This is a genomic window from Micromonospora psammae (assembly GCF_036902725.1).
Classification (GTDB): Bacteria; Actinomycetota; Actinomycetes; order Mycobacteriales; family Micromonosporaceae; genus Micromonospora.
Genome location: NZ_JBAKHM010000008.1, coordinates 79678 through 94641, shown reverse-complemented (window position 1 = coordinate 94641; position 14964 = coordinate 79678). Strand labels below are relative to the sequence as shown.

Annotated in this window: 11 protein-coding genes; 3 read left to right on the top strand and 8 right to left on the bottom strand. The window is 75.3% G+C overall.

Annotated elements, in window-relative coordinates; all coding sequences use genetic code 11:
• Position 1: 1 nt before the first annotated feature.
• Positions 2-2563: a trehalose-phosphatase gene (otsB, locus tag V6U79_RS13020; protein ID WP_334525816.1), complete on the top strand. Its 2562-nt coding sequence runs from the start codon at positions 2-4 to the stop codon at positions 2561-2563.
• A gap of 182 nt (positions 2564-2745) precedes the next feature.
• Here the strand turns inward: otsB and cobA are convergent, their stop codons facing one another.
• Genes cobA through cobC form a run of 3 tightly spaced genes read right to left on the bottom strand, consistent with a single transcriptional unit; the run spans position 2746 to position 6289 of the window.
• Complete coding sequence (gene cobA / locus V6U79_RS13015; RefSeq protein ID WP_334614799.1) at positions 2746-4014, bottom strand: uroporphyrinogen-III C-methyltransferase; 1269 nt, start codon at positions 4012-4014, stop codon at positions 2746-2748.
• Complete coding sequence (gene cobT, locus V6U79_RS13010) at positions 4011-5129, bottom strand: nicotinate-nucleotide--dimethylbenzimidazole phosphoribosyltransferase (RefSeq protein WP_334614823.1); 1119 nt, start codon at positions 5127-5129, stop codon at positions 4011-4013. Before cobT ends, cobA begins: the two co-directional genes overlap by 4 nt.
• Complete coding sequence (gene cobC, locus V6U79_RS13005; RefSeq protein ID WP_334614798.1) at positions 5129-6289, bottom strand: Rv2231c family histidinol phosphate aminotransferase CobC; 1161 nt, start codon at positions 6287-6289, stop codon at positions 5129-5131. Before cobC ends, cobT begins: the two co-directional genes overlap by 1 nt.
• Positions 6290-6422: 133 nt before the next feature.
• Here cobC and V6U79_RS13000 point away from each other — a divergent pair, with 133 nt between their 5' ends.
• Entirely contained in the window at positions 6423-8555 is a 2133-nt protein-coding gene (locus tag V6U79_RS13000; RefSeq protein ID WP_334525636.1) for a transglycosylase domain-containing protein, read from the top strand.
• A 100-nt stretch (positions 8556-8655) separates the two neighbouring features.
• On the opposite strand, the gene V6U79_RS12995 is transcribed toward V6U79_RS13000, so the two are convergent.
• Positions 8656-9225 carry a GNAT family N-acetyltransferase gene (locus V6U79_RS12995; RefSeq protein WP_334525639.1) on the bottom strand — a complete coding sequence of 190 codons (570 nt, stop codon included), beginning with the start codon at positions 9223-9225 and terminating at the stop codon, positions 8656-8658.
• Positions 9222-10586, bottom strand: a complete 1365-nt coding sequence (locus V6U79_RS12990) for a cobyrinic acid a,c-diamide synthase CobB (RefSeq protein ID WP_334614797.1) — start codon at positions 10584-10586, stop codon at positions 9222-9224. Before V6U79_RS12990 ends, V6U79_RS12995 begins: the two co-directional genes overlap by 4 nt.
• A gap of 169 nt (positions 10587-10755) precedes the next feature.
• Here V6U79_RS12990 and V6U79_RS12985 point away from each other — a divergent pair, with 169 nt between their 5' ends.
• Positions 10756-11571: an SURF1 family cytochrome oxidase biogenesis protein gene (locus tag V6U79_RS12985; protein ID WP_334614796.1), complete on the top strand. Its 816-nt coding sequence runs from the start codon at positions 10756-10758 to the stop codon at positions 11569-11571.
• A 60-nt stretch (positions 11572-11631) separates the two neighbouring features.
• On the opposite strand, the gene V6U79_RS12980 is transcribed toward V6U79_RS12985, so the two are convergent.
• The 3 genes from V6U79_RS12980 to V6U79_RS12970 form a co-directional block, all read right to left on the bottom strand.
• Positions 11632-13224 (bottom strand): ATP-dependent DNA ligase, encoded by a 1593-nt coding sequence (locus V6U79_RS12980; protein WP_334614795.1) that lies wholly within the window; start codon positions 13222-13224, stop codon positions 11632-11634.
• A gap of 90 nt (positions 13225-13314) precedes the next feature.
• On the bottom strand, positions 13315-13521 hold the full coding sequence (locus V6U79_RS12975; RefSeq protein ID WP_334525651.1) for a hypothetical protein: 207 nt from the start codon (positions 13519-13521) through the stop codon (positions 13315-13317).
• 77 nt (positions 13522-13598) lie between these two features.
• Positions 13599-14951, bottom strand: a complete 1353-nt coding sequence (locus V6U79_RS12970; RefSeq protein ID WP_334525822.1) for a dipeptidase — start codon at positions 14949-14951, stop codon at positions 13599-13601.
• Positions 14952-14964: the final 13 nt, after the last annotated feature.

Below are 14964 nucleotides of genomic sequence, written 5' to 3'. Positions count from 1 at the left end.
CATGGACCCCGAGCTGCGCGCCGCCATCGGGCGGATCGCCCGGGTCCCGCAGCTCCTGATCGCCTGCGACTACGACGGCACCCTCGCGCCGATCGTGGAGGACCCGAGCATGGCCGTGCCGCTGCCCGAGTCGGTGGCCGCGGTCCGGGCGCTCGCCGCGCTGCCCCAGACCACCGTCGCGGTGGTCTCCGGCCGCGCCCTGCGTGACCTGGCCGCGCTCTCCCGGCTGCCCAGCGAGGTCCACCTGGTCGGCAGCCACGGCTCCGAGTTCGACATCGGCTTCGTCGAGCGACTCTCCCCCGAGCTGGTCGCCGTCCGCACCCGGCTGCGCGACGCGCTGCGCGAGATCGCCACCGCACACCCCGGCGTACGGCTGGAGCGCAAGCCGGCCAGCGTCGCCGTGCACACCCGCGGGGTCGACCCGCAGATCGCCGCCGCCGCCATCGACGCGGTCCGCAACGGCCCCGCGAAGTGGGACGACGTCACGGTCACCCAGGGCAAGGAGGTCATCGAGCTGTCGGTGGTCGCCACCCACAAGGGCACCGCCGTCGACCAGCTGCGTACCCAGCTCTCGGCCAGCGCGGTGCTCTTCATCGGCGACGACGTCACCGACGAGAACGCCTTCGGCAACCTGCACGGGCCGGACATCGGCATCAAGATCGGTCCCGGGGACACGCAGGCCCATTTCCGGGTGGCCGACCCGCTCGACGCGGCCCGGGCCCTGGGGCTGCTGCTGGAGACCCGCCGGCACTGGCTCTTCGGCGAACGCGCCGTGCCGATCGAGCGGCACTCGATGCTCGCCAACGGCCGGACGGTCGCCCTGGTCACCCCCGAGGCCAAGGTCAGCTGGCTCTGTCACCCCAAGCCCGACTCGGCGGCGATCTTCGCCGACCTGGTCGGCGGCAGCCCGGCCGGGCACTTCACGGTGGGGCCGGAGCGGGGCGGCATCCCGCTGGGGCAGCGCTACCGCAGCGGCACCATGACCGTGGAGACCCGCTGGTCCGGTCTCACCGTCACCGACTGGCTGGACCTGCCCGCCCGGGAGACCACCCCGGACGGCCCGGCCGTCATCACCGGCGACTCCACCCTGGTGCGGGTGCTCACCGGCACCGGGCGGGCCCGGATCGACTTCGCCCCGCGCCCCGAGTTCGGTCAGGTCCAGGTCCAGCTGCAACCCCTCGACGACGGCCTGCTGGTGCTCGGCTCCAACGAGCCGATCGCGCTCTACGCCCCCGGCGTCGAGTGGGAGGTCGGCAACGACGGCGGGTACGAGACCGCCAAGGCCGTGGTGGACCTCTCCGCCGCCGGCGGGCAGGTCGTGCTGGAGCTGCGCTTCGGCACGCACAGCCTGGAACACCACGCGGTGCCGATCCACGAGCGCCAGTCCGCCGCCGAACAGCCCTGGAAGGACTGGGTGGCCTCGCTGCGGCTGCCCACCACCGCCCGGGACCTGGTCGCCCGCAGCGCGCTCACCCTGCGCGGCCTCTGCCACCAGCCGACCGGCTCGATCCTCGCCGCGGCGACCACCTCGCTGCCGGAGGAGCTGGGCGGCGTCCGCAACTGGGACTACCGCTACTGCTGGCTGCGGGACGCCGCGATGACCGCCCGGGCCCTGGTCGACCTCGGGTCGATCGAGGAGGCCGAGGCGCTGCTGCGCTGGGTGGACGGCTGCATCGAACGCACCGGCGGGCACCCCGAGCGGCTGCACCCGCTCTACACCGTCGACGGGTACGAGCTGGGCGCGGAAGCGGTCATCGACACCCTGCCCGGGTACGCCGGCTCCCGACCCGTCCGGGTCGGCAACCTCGCCAACCACCAGCTCCAGCTGGACGTCTTCGGCCCGATCGCCGACCTGCTCGCCGCCGTGGCCGACGCCCGGGGCTCGGTCCGCGAGGACGAGTGGCGGGTGCTGGAGAACATGGTCGAGGCGGTACGCCGCCGCTGGCACGAGCCGGACCACGGCATCTGGGAGGCCCGCCTCCCCCCGCGGCACCACGTCTTCTCCAAGGTCATGTGCTGGATGACCGTGGACCGGGCGCTGCACGTGATGCGGCAGCACGGCGGCGAGGACCGGCCGGAGTGGGTGGAGCTGCGCGACCGGATCGGCGCCAACGTGCTGGAGAACGGCTGGCACGAGCAGGTCGAGGCGTACAGCGTCGCGTACGGCGACGAGGACATGGACGCCTCCTCGCTCTGGATCGGGCTCTCCGGGCTGCTCCCGGGCGACGACCCGCGCTTCCTCTCGACCGTGCTCAAGATCGAGGCGGACCTGCGCAGCGGCCCGGTCGTCTACCGGTACCACTGGGACGACGGCCTGCCCGGCCGGGAGGGCGGCTTCCACATCTGCACGGCGTGGCTGATCGAGGCGTACCTGCGCACCGGCCGCCGCACCGACGCGGAGGAGCTGTTCACCCAGATGATCGACACCGCCGGCCCGACCGGGCTGCTCCCCGAGCAGTACGACCCGCTCGCGGAGCGGGGGCTGGGCAACCACCCGCAGGCGTACAGCCACCTCGGCCTGATCCGCTGCGCCCTGATGCTGGACAACATGCTCAAGCAGTGACCTGACCAGCGCCACGACGGCGGCCGGGGACCCGTTCCCCGGCCGCCGTCGCGCATCCGCCCGCCGGCACGCCGTCACCGCGCTTTGCGGCGTGTCGCGGTCTCCGGGCAGGCGGACACCGCGACACGCCGCAAACGGTGAGGGCCGGCGGTGACGGTCGGCGGCGGGGCGGGTGGGGTGGGTCAGGTGTCGAGGGTGCCGACCACGTCGCCGATCACCACGATCGCGGGTGGGCGCAGACCCGCCGTCACCACGTCCGCCGCGACCGCGGCCAGCGTCGAGCGGAGGGTCCGCTCGCCGCTGGTGGTGCCCTCCTGGACGACCGCGACCGGGGTGGCCGGGTCCCGGCCGTGCGCCACGAGGGTGGCGGTGATCGCGGCCAGGTTCTTCAACCCCATGAGCACGACCAGGGTGCCGCGCAGCCCCGCGAGGGCCTCCCAGCGCACGAGCGAGGTCGGGGAGTCCGGCGCGACGTGCCCGGAGACGACGGTGAACTCGTGCGCCACGGCCCGGTGGGTGACGGGGATGCCGGCCACCGCCGGCACGGCGACCGCGCTGGTCACCCCGGGCACCACGGTCACCGGTACGCCGGCTGAGGCGCAGGCGAGCAACTCCTCGCCGCCCCGGCCGAAGACGTACGGGTCGCCCCCCTTGAGCCGGACCACGACCTTGCCGGCCAGTGCCCGGTCCACCAGGATGCGGTTGATCTCCTCCTGGGCCCGGGACGGCCCGTACGGGATCTTCGAGGCGTCGACCAGCTCGACGTCGGGGCGCAGCTCGTCCAGGAGCAGCCCGGGCACCAGCCGGTCGGCGACCACCACGTCGGCCTCGGTGAGCAGGCGCCACCCCTTGACCGTGATCAGCTCCGGGTCGCCGGGGCCCGCCCCGACCAGCGCCACCCGCCCGGCCGGCCGCGCGCCGGCCGGTGCCGGCCCCACCGGGGCGGCCCTGCCCCGGGTGGGGGTGTCGACGGCCGGGGGCGTCGACGGGAGACCCCTGCTCGCGGAGAGCAGGTCACGGATCGCGTCCCGCACCCCCATCGCCCGGCGCGGGTCGCCGCCGCCGAGCACCGCCACGGTGACCGGACCGTGCCGGGTCACCGCCGGGGTCCACGCGGTGGCCGCGGCCCGGTCGTCGGCCCGTACGCAGAAGATCCGGCGCTCGGCGGCGGCGGCGCTGACCGACGCGGCGGCGAGCGGATCGTCGACCGCGACCTGGACCAGCCAGGCGCCGTCCAGGTCGGCGGGGGCGAAGCGGCGCGGCTCCCAGCGCAGCCGGCCGGCATCGACGTGGCCGCGCAGCGCGGGGGTCAGCTCCGGAGCGACCAGCAGGACGTCGGCGCCCGCGTCCAGCAGCGCCGGCACCCGACGGGTGGCGACCGCTCCCCCGCCCACCACGACCACCCGCCGCCCGGCGAGGCGCAGGCCGAGGGGGTACGGGTTGGCGCTCACTTCTCGGAGACCCCCGCCGAGTCGAAGGTGGCGACCTCGTGCAGCACCCGCACCGCGCCGGTGACCACCGGCAGGGCCAGCAGCGCGCCGGTGCCCTCGCCGAGCCGCAGGCCGAGGTCGATCAGCGGGTCCAGCCGGAGGTGGCGCAGCGCGGCGGTGGCGCCCGGCTCGGCGGAGCGGTGCCCGGCGACCATCGCGCCGACCGCGTCCGGGGCGAGGGCCGCCGCGGCGAGCGCGGCGGCGGCCGCGATCACGCCGTCCAGCAGCACCGGCACCCGGCGGGCCGCGGCGCCGAGGATCAGGCCGGCCAGCGCCGCGTGTTCCAGGCCGCCCACGGCGGCCAGCACGCCCAGCGGGTCGGCCGGCTCGGGCCGGTGCCGGTCCAGCGCCGACCGGACCACGCCGACCTTGCGCCGGTACGTCTCGTCGTCCACGCCGGTGCCCCGCCCGGTCACCTCGGCGGCGTCGGCGCCGGTGAAGACGGCGATCAGGGCGGCCGCCGGGGTGGTGTTGCCGATGCCCATGTCCCCGGTGAGCAGGATGCCCGCCCCGGCGTCGATCAGCTCCCCGGCGATCCGGATGCCGGTCTCCACCGCCGCCCGGGCCTCGTCCCGGGTGAGCGCGGCGACCATCGTCATGTCCCGGGTGCCGCGCCGGACGTTCGCGGCGACCAGCCGCGACCCCGCGCGGGCGGCCGTCCCGTCGACCCCGCCCGGCGCGCCGGCGGGCGCGTCCGGGCCGGCGGCGGGATCGATCGGCAGCGGGGTCGCCACGCCGACGTCGACCACGGTGACCGAGGCGCCGGCCTGGCGGGCGAACGCGTTGACCACCGCCCCGCCGGCCAGGAAGTTGGCGATCATCTGGGCGGTGACCTCCTGCGGCCAGGGGGTCACCCCCTGGGCGTGCACGCCGTGGTCGCCCGCGAAGATCGCCACCGCGGCCGGTTCGGGCAGCGGCGGCGGGCAGGAACCGGCCAGCCCGGCGAGGCGAACGGAGAGGTCCTCCAGCGCGCCGAGGGAACCGGCGGGCTTGGTCAGCCGCCCCTGGAGGTCGCGGGCGGCGGCCATCGCCGGCTCGTCGAGCGGCCCGATCGCCGCGATGGTGGTCTCCAGCATCATGCCTCCAGGATTTCTGCGAGAACCGCGGTGAACGCGTCGGTCGTCGCCGGGTCGCGGACCGCGATCCGCAGCCAGTCCGGGCCGAGCCCGGGGAAGGTGTCGCCGCGCCGCACCGCCCAGCCGCGCGCCCGCAGCTGCTCGCGTACCCGGTCGGCGCCGGGCCGGTGGATCAGGACGAAGGCGCTGGCCGGGCGGCCCGCGACGCGTACCCCGGGCAGGGCCGACAGGCGCGCGACCAGGTGGTCGCGGTCGGCGGCCAGGCGCGCGGCGATCGCGCGCTCGGCCGCGACGGCGGTCGGCGACGCGATGGCGGTGGCGGCGGCGAGCGCCGGCGTGGAGACCGCCCAGAGCGGCTGGACGGCGGCGAGCCGGTCCAGCAGCGCCGGCTCGCCGAGCAGGTAGCCGATCCGCAGGCCGGCCAGGCCCCAGGTCTTGGTGAGGCTGCGGACCACCACCAGGCCGGGCAGGTCCCGCCGGCCGGCGAGGGACTCCGGCTCGCCGTCGACGCCCGGCGTCAGGGTGGTGTCGGCGAACGCCTCGTCGACCACCAGCACCCGGCCCGGCCGGGCCAGGGCGGCGAGGTCGGCGGCGGGGTGCAGCACGGAGGTGGGGTTGGTCGGGTTGCCCACCATCACCAGGTCGGCGTCGGCCGGCACCCGGGTCGGGTCCAGGCGGAAGTCGTCGGCGGGGTCGAGCAGCACCCGCTCCACCGGATGCCCGGCGGCCCGCAGCGCCGCCTCCGGCTCGGTGAACTGGGGGTGCACCACCACCGGTCGGCGCACCCCGGCCAGCGCCCGGGCGAGCAGCACGAAGCCCTCGGCGGCGCCGGCGGTGAGCAGCACCTCCTCCGGGGGACGGCCGTGCCGGGCGGCGACGGCCGCCCGGGCGGCCCGGGGGTCGGGGTACGCGGCCAGGTCGGCCAACGAGGCGGTGAGCGGGTCGGCCAACCACTCCGGCATCGGGTCGCGGCGGACGTTGACGGCCAGGTCGATCAGGCCCGGGGTGGCCTCGGCGTCCCCGTGGTGCCCGAGGTCCGGCTCGCCGTCGGCGCCCGGCGTCGGCCCGGGGTCCGGCACCGACCCGGGGGTCCCGGCGTCCCGTTCCGGCCTCGATTCGTCCTCGGCGCCCCACTCCGCACCGATCAGCTGACCACGCATGTCCGCGATCCTGCCGGGAAGCCGCCGTACGGGACAGCGGATCCCGGCGTGGGCCACGTCACCACCGGCCAGCACGGACGGCCGTTTATGAATTCTTCTCATTTCCGAATCGGAAATGTCATAACTTGACCCTGTGAGCAACCGACCCCTTGCTGCCGCTGGTCGTTCCGTTCCGCTCCTCCGCGCCGGCCTCATCGCCGGCCTCGTGATCGCCGCCGTGGCCTACCCGGTGGCCGCCTTCACCGGTCTCGGCGCCAAGGCCACCGCACACGCGATGGAGCACAAGACCAACATCCTGCGCACCGCGCTGCCGGCCGAGACGTCGTACCTCTACGCCCCGGACGGCAGGACGATCCTGACCATGTTCTACGAGGAGTACCGGCAGTACACGAAGCTGTCGGACATGTCGCCGAACATCCAGCAGGCGATCGTCGCCGCCGAGGACAACCGCTTCTACCAGCACCGCGGCGTCGACCCGAAGGGCGTCGCGCGCGCCTTCGTGGCCAACGCCCGCTCCAACGGCGTCTCCCAGGGCGCCTCCACCCTGACCATGCAGTACGTCCGGATGGCGCTGCGGGACAGCGCCACCACCCCGAAAGAGGTCCAGGAAGCGACCCAGCAGACCAGCCTGCGCAAGGTCAAGGAGATGCGCATGGCGCTGGACATCGAGAAGGAGCTCAGCAAGGAGCAGATCCTGGAGCGCTACCTCAACTCGGCGTACTTCGGCCACCGGGCGTACGGCATCTACGCCGCCGCCGAGATCTTCTTCTCCAAGACCCCGGCCACCCTCACCCCGGTCGAGGCGGCCACCCTCGCCGGCCTGGTCAAGTCCCCCTCCGAGTACGACCCGATCACCTCGGACAAGAAGGACGCCACCGACCGGCGCAACTACGTGCTCGAGCGGATGGCGCAGCTCGGCTACCTCTCCCCGGACGCCGCCGCGACGGCCAAGGCCGAACCGATCCGGACCCGGGTGACCAACCCGCCCAACGACTGCACCTCGCTGCCGAGCAGGTACCAGACCTGGGGCTTCGCCTGCGACTACGTGAAGAACTGGTGGAGCGCCCAGCCCGCGTTCGGCGAGAACCGGCTGGAACGCATGGACAAGCTGCGCCGGGGCGGCTACCGGATCGTGCTCAGTCTCGACCCGAGGACCCAGGCGGCGGCCGAGAAGAACGTCAGCGCCAAGGAGGGCGTGGGCAGCCCCTTCGCCAACGGCATCGTGGTGGCCGAACCCGGCACCGGCCGGATCAAGGCGATGGCGGTGAACCGCAACTACTCGCTGGACCTCAGCGAGAACGGCCCCTCCTCCAACCCGGAGGCCGACCCCAGGGTCAAGGCCAACTACCCGAACACGGTGGCGCCGCTGCTCGGCGGCGGCAGCCTCCCCGGCTACCAGGCCGGTTCCACGTTCAAGATGTTTCCGATGCTCGCCGCGCTGGACGCCGGGATGCCCCTGTCGACCGAGTACGACTCGCCGTACCGGTACCGCTCCGAGGTGTACGACGGGTGGGCCCCCTCCAACGCCAGCGCCGCCATGACCGGCCGGCAGACCATGTGGTCCGGCTTCGGCAAGTCGGTGAACACGTACTTCGTCAAGCTGGAGGAGGAGGTCGGCGCGGACCGCGCGGTCCGCCTCGCCGAGCAGCTCGGCCTGCGCTGGCGTACCGACGTGGACCGGGACCACGCCTCCCCGGCGAAGGCCAGCAAGTGGGGCGCGTTCACCCTGGGCGTCTCCGACGCCACCCCGCTGGAGATGGCCAACGCCTACGCCGCGATCGCCGCCGACGGCCGGTACTGCGAGGCGATGCCGGTCAACTCGATCACCAACCGGGACGGCACCCCCGCCACGTACCGCACGTTCGGGGGGATCGAGCGGGAGGTCGCCAAGCCGCGCTGCCGGCAGGTGGTGAACGCGGACGCGGCCCGGGCCGCCACCGACGCCGCCCGCTGCCCGACCGGTGACACCCCGGCCCGGGGCAGCTGCGGCGGCTGGTCGACCGCGGACAGCGTCCGGGGCACGGTGGGCCGTCCGGTGGCCGGCAAGACCGGCACCACCGACAGCACCCGGTCGGCCTGGTTCGTCGGGTACACCCCCGAACTGGCCGCGGCGAGCTTCATCGCCGATCCGGACAACCCGTTCAACGCCGTCGGCGACGGCCAGTCGCAGATCCCGATCCACGCGGTCGCCCAGACGCTGCGCGACGCCCTGAAGGGCAGCCCGACCCGCGACTTCACCCCACCCTCCGACCGCATGGTGGGGTGACCGGGGCGGCCACGAGCTTCGCGTCAGGAACGGTGCGGTTCCTGGCGCGAACCCCGTCCAGCGTCCACTCCGGAGGGGGTTCGCGCTCCCGGGGCGGTCCCTAGTGCAGGTCGGCCCGCACCAGCGACCACAGCTCCAGGTCGACCCGGGCGCCGCGGACGAACCCGGCGTTGCGCAGCAGGCCCTCGTAGCTGAAGCCGGCCTTTTCGGCCACCCGGCGGGACGCCACGTTGCCGGGCGCCACCCGCACCTCCACCCGTTGCAGCCCGTGCTCCAGGATCAGCGCGATGGCCAAAGCGTCCACCGCCTCGGCGGCCAGCCCGAAGCCCCGGGCGTGCGGGGCGAGCGCGTACGACACCTCGGTGACCCGGGCGCCCCAGTCGGTGCGCCGCGTCCACAGACAGCCCACCACCCGGGCGTCCTCCCGCCGCACCACCGCGTAGTGGTCACCGTCCCCGCTGTCCCGCCGCTGCCGGGCCAGCTCCGTGCACCAGGCGTGCCCCTCGATCCGCCCCGCCGACTCGGCCACCGGCAACCACCGCTGGGTCTGCCGGTCGGCGAAGATCTCGTCGACCGCCTCGGCGTCCCCGGCGGTCAGCGGGCGCACCTCGATGCGCGGGGTGGAGACCGTCAGCGCCGGGAACCGGCGCACCGCGACCTGCCCGATCACGCGGGCGCTCCCACACCCTCGGCCACCCCCGCCGCCACCAGCCGGGTGGCGATCCCCGGCCGGGCCGCCCAGTGCAGGCCGAGCTGCGAGGCGTGCACACCCCGCCAGACGAAGCCCTCCGGGGAGCCGCCGTCCCAGCTCCAGGCGGCCCGCTGGCCGGCGCGCGGGGTGAGCACCGCGCCGTGCTGCTTGTAGCCGACCACCGCCGTGCCCGTCCCGGTGACCACGCTGTCGCTGAGGGCGGTCGCCTCGCGGTAGCCCACCACCAGGCCGTCCCGGGTGGCGCCGACCGCGTCGAGCACCCCGCACATCGGCAACCCGTCCAGCTCGCGGGCCAGCCAGAGCAGGCCGGCGCCCTCGGCGAGCACCGGACGGCCGGTGCGCGCCAGCTCGGCCACCGCGATGCAGAGCCGGCGGTTGGCGGAGAGCTCCCGGGCGTACGACTCGGGCAGGCCGGCGCCGACGACCAGCGCGCGGGCCCCGGCGGGCAGCGCCTCGTCGCGCAGCGGATCGACGGCGACCACCTCGGCCCCGGCCGCGCGGAGCAGCTCGGCCGTCTCGGCGTAGCTGTAACTGCCGCCCGGGCCGGCGGCGAGGGCCACCACCGGGGCGCCGCCGTCCGGCTCCCCGGCGGCCGGCGACCACGGCTCGACCGTCAGAGCCGGCGCGGACCGGGCCAGCGCCAGCAACCGCTCCAGGTCGACCGTGCCGGCCACCGCCTCGCCGAGACGACGCACCGCCCGGACCGCCTCGGCGTCCCGCCGCACCACGGGCACCACGCCGTGCCGCCGGGAGGGCAGCACCGGGGGCAGCTCGTGCCGGCGCAGGGCGCCGTAGACGGGCACGTCGATGTCGTCGAGCGCCTGCCGCAGCATCGTCTCGTGCCGGGGGGACGCGACCTGGGTGAGGACCACCCCGCCGAGCCAGAGCTGCTCGTCGTACGAGCGGAAGCCGTGCACCAGGGCCGCCACCGACTGGCCCATCGCGGCCACGTCCACCACCAGCACCACCGGGCTGCGCAGGACGGTGGCCACGGCCGCGGTCGACTCGGTCTCCGGACGCCCGGCGACCGAGTCGTAGAGGCCCATCGTGCCCTGCACCAGGGCGAGGCCGGCCCCGGCGGCGCCGTGCGCGAAGAGCGGCAGCAGCCGCTCGGCGCCGACCAGCCGCGGATCCAGGTTGCGGCCGGGACGACCGGCCGCCAGCCCGAGGTAGGCGGCGTCGACGTGGTCCGGGCCGAGCTTGAAACCGGCGACGTCGACCCCACGGTCGGCGAGGGCGGCGAGCAGGCCGATGGAGAGGGCGTTGGTGCCGTGTCCGGAGGACGGCGCGCTGAGCACGAGGCGCGGCACGGCGGTCATCAGCGACTCCTCGCAGGCGACAGGGGGTGGTGCGCGGACCGGGAGGAAGGGGACGGTGATCCGCTCGCGTGACCATACCCGTCCGCACCGACGCACGGCGGCCACCGAGTGGCCCGTCCCACCGGGCCGTCGCGGTCAGTGGTGCCGGTCATACGGGTAGCCTCGTGCTGTGTACCGGTTCCTGCTGACCCCACGTTGGCTGGGCGCGCTCGCGCTGACCCTGGTCGCCGCCGCGGTGATGGTGATGCTCGGCAACTGGCAGCTGGACCGCTACCACGCGCGTACGGCGGTCAACGAACGCATCGACGCCGGCAGCCGGATGGCCCCCGCGCCGCTGCGCGACGCGCTGCCGGCGCCGACCGGCGGGGCCGGCTCCGTCGGGGCGGCGCCCGCCGAGCGGGTCGAGTGGAGCCGGGTCACCGCCACCGGCCGGTACGACGCCGACAACGTCGTCCTGGTCCGCGGCCGGACGGTCGAGAGCAAGGTCGGCTTCGAGGTGCTCGCCCCGCTGGTGCTCGCCGACGGCACCGCCGTGCTGGTGGACCGGGGCTGGATCCCGCCGGCGCCCGGCGGCGCGGTGGCCATGCCGCAGGTCCCCGACCTGCCGGCCGGCGAGGTGACGGTGGTCGGCCGGGTGCATCCGAGCGAGCCCGGCGGGGGCGAGGTGAGCCGGCGCGACGGCCGGCTGGAGACCCGCCGGATCGCCGTCGGGAAGCTGGCCCGGGAGCTGCCGTACCCGCTGCACGGGGCCTACCTGCTGCTGGACGAGCAGACCCCGGCGGACGACCCGTCCTTCCGCGCGGTGCCGATCGGGCACACCAACAACTGGCAGAACTTCGGCTACGTCATCCAGTGGTGGATCTTCGCGGCGATGTCGCTCGTCGGCTACGGCTGGGTGGCCCGCCGTGAGGCCCGCCGCGCGGCCGGGCTGGACACGCCGAAGGCCCCGGTCGACCGGGCCGCCGAACCGGCGGCGTCCGCCTGATCCGTCGACCGGCCCCCGTCCGGTCCGCCCCCGACGTGCGGTGACCCGGCTGCGGTCGACTCAGCCGCCGGCCCGACCGGTGTGGATCGCCCGGACCGTGTCGATGGTGTCGGCCTCGGCGGCGGCCTTGTCGTCGCGGTACCGCACCACCCGGGCGAACCGCAGCGCCATCCCGCCGGGATAACGCGAGCTGGTCTGCACCCCGTCGAAGGCGATCTCGACGACCTGCTCGGGGCGGACCCGGACCACCCAGTCGCCGCGCTCGACCGCGAGCGCCAGGAACCGCTCGGTCTGCCAGCGCAGCAGCTCGTCGGTGAGGCCCTTGAAGGTCTTGCCGAGCATCACGAAGTCGCCGGTGCGGGGGTCGCGGGCGCCGAGGTGGAGGTTGGAGAGCCAGCCCTGTCGTCGGCCGCTGCCCCACTCCACCGCCAGCACCACCAGGTCGAGGGTGTGTCGGGGCTTGACCTTCACCCACGCCGCGCCGCGACGGCCCGCGTCGTAGGGCGCGTCCGGCGCCTTGACCACGACGCCCTCCTGGCCGGCGTCGAGCGCGGCGGCGAAGGCCGCGGCGGCCTGCTCGGGGCCCGCCACCTCCAGGCGCCCCACCAGCAGCGACTCGTCGACCGCGCCGGCCAGGGCGGCCCACCGCTCCCGGCCGGGCAGGTCGATCAGATCCTCGCCGTCGAGGTGCAGCAGGTCGAAGAAGTACGGCGTGAGCACCGTCGCGCCGGTGGTCTCGGCGGCGGCGACCACGGCCGGGGCGACCGGAAAGCGACCGGTGGTGCTGGGCGTGATGCGCCGGGCGGCCCGGCTGGACGTCTGCTGGAAGGGCAGGGGCCGGCCGGTGGCGTCCAGCCCGATCGCCTCGCCGTCGAGGACCAGCTCGCGGGCGGGCAACGCCCGGACGGCGGCGACCACCTCGGGGACCCGGGTGGTGATCTCGTCGAGGCTGCGGGTGAAGACGGCGATCTCGTCGCCGGAGCGGTGCGCCTGGATGCGGATGCCGTCCAGCTTGACGTCGACCACCGCCGGGACGCCGGTGGCGTCGAGGGCCGCGTCGACCGAGGGAGCGCTCTGCGCCAGCATCGGCGCGAGCGGGCGGCCCACCTGGAGGCTGAAGCCGGCCAGCGCGGCGGCGCCTCCGGAGAGCGCGGCCACCGCGACGGCGCGCAGGTCACCGGCGAGCAGCAGGGCCCGGCGCACGGCCGCCACCGGCACCTCGGCCGCCGCGGCGATCGCGTCGGCGAGCAGCCCCGCCTGGGCACCCTGCCGAAGTTCGCCGCTGAACAGCCCGACCAGCAGCCGCTGCTCGTCGGCGGTGGCGGCGGCGAAGAGCGCGCCGAGCAGCTCCCGCCGACGGGCCTGCGAGCCGGCCCCCCGCACCGCCGCGATCCGCTCGACCGCCGCGTCGACGGCGGCCACGGTCAGGGTGGCCTCGGCGGCCGGGGCGGGCAGGTCACGCAGGCCGGCCCAGCCGACGCCGGTCTGCCGCTGGCGCAGCTCGCCGGCGAGGTAGCCGGAGCCGGCCGGCACCTCGGCCGGGTCGAGCGCCCGCAGCGCCTCGGCGAGCAGCGCCACCTTGGCCCGCCGGCCACTGGTGGCGCCGACCGCCGCGGAGGTGGCCGCCAGGTCGAGGAACCGCACGGCCCTCATCCTGCCAGCCACCCCCGACACCACCCGGGCATTGCCGTGCCCGGGTCGTTTCGCGGACGCGGCGACCCGCACGGCACGCGGCCGTGCGGGTCAGGCGGAGACGGGTTCCTCGATGCGCAGGCCCCGGGCGCGGACCTCCTCGGCGACCCGGGAGAGCACACCGTCGAGGGCGACCAGCGCGGCCGAGAGGTCGCCGAGCTGTTCCTTGAGCGTGTCCTCGGGCCACGCGGAGACGTCGAGGTCTCCCAGAGCACTGACGGCGGCTTCCAGTCGCGCCATGACGTCGTTCGTACGCATGTTCGAAAGGCTATAACAGCCCGCCGCCCGACACACCGCAAACTCCGACATCGGCCCCGAAGTTACGGTTCCGACACCTAACCGGCCTGTCCGCCCGCCCGGGCGACGTTGGCGAGCAGCAGCGCCTCGGCCAGGCAGACCCGGGCGAACTCGCCCAGGTGCAGGCTCTCGTTCGGCCCGTGCGCCCGCGCGTGCGGGTCCTCCACGCCGGTGACCAGGATCGCCGCCCGCGGGAACATCTCCTGGAAGGTGGCGATGAACGGGATCGAGCCGCCCACGCCGATGTCCACCGGGTCGGTGCCGTCCCAGGCGCCGCGGAAGGCGGAGCGGGCGGCGTCGAACATCGGACCGGCGGCGTCGATGACGCACGGGTCGCCGTCGTGTTCGAAGCTGACCGTCACCCGGGCACCCCACGGGGCGTGCTTCTCCAGGTGGGTGCGGAGCGCCTCGTAGGCACGCTTCGGGTCGTCGCCCGGCGCCAGCCGTACGCTCAGCTTGGCCTTGGCCGCCGGGACCAGCGCGTTCGGTGCCTCGCCGGTGGCCGGGGCGTCGACACCGAGCACGGCCAGGGCCGGCTTGGTCCAGAGCCGGTCGGTGATCCGGCCGGTACCGATGAGCTGCACGCCCTCGGCCAGCCCGGCCTCGGCGCGGAACCGGTCCTCCGGGTAGTCGACGGCGGCGCCCTCCCGCCCGACCAGGCCCTCGACGGCCACGTCACCGGCGTCGTCGTGCAGCGTGGCGAGCAGCCGGACCAGCGCGGTCAGGGCGTCCGGCACGGCGCCGCCGAACATGCCGCTGTGCACGGCGTGGTCCAGCGTGCGCACCTCGACGAAGCAGTTCACGATGCCGCGCAGCGAGGTGGTCAGCGCCGGCACGCCGATGTCCCAGTTGCCCGAGTCGGCGATCACGATGACGTCCGAGGCGATCTCGTCGCGGTGCTCCTCCAGGAGCCGCTCCAGCGAGTCGGAGCCGTACTCCTCCTCGCCCTCGATGAAGAGGACCACCCCGACCGGGAGCCGGTCGCCGAACGCGCGCAGCGCCGCGACATGCGCCATGATGCCGGCCTTGTCGTCGGCGGCGCCCCGGCCGTAGAGGCGGCCGTCCCGCTCGACCGGCTCGAACGGGTCGGACTCCCACAGCGACAGGTCGCCGACCGGCTGCACGTCGTGGTGCGCGTAGAGCAGCACGGTCGGGGCGCCGGCCGGGGCGGCCTTCCTGCCGATCACCGCGGGCTGCCCGCCGGATCGCACGATCTTGACGTCGAGGTCGCAGCCGCGCAGCAGTTCGGCGACCGCCTCCGCGGAGCGCTCCACGTGCGAGTGGTCGAAGCCCTCGAAGGCGATGCCCGGGATGCGGACGAGACGTTCCAGGTCGGCACGGACGCCGGGCATCTCCCGCTCGACGGCGGCCCGCACCTCGGACTCGGACATGATCGGAGTGGTC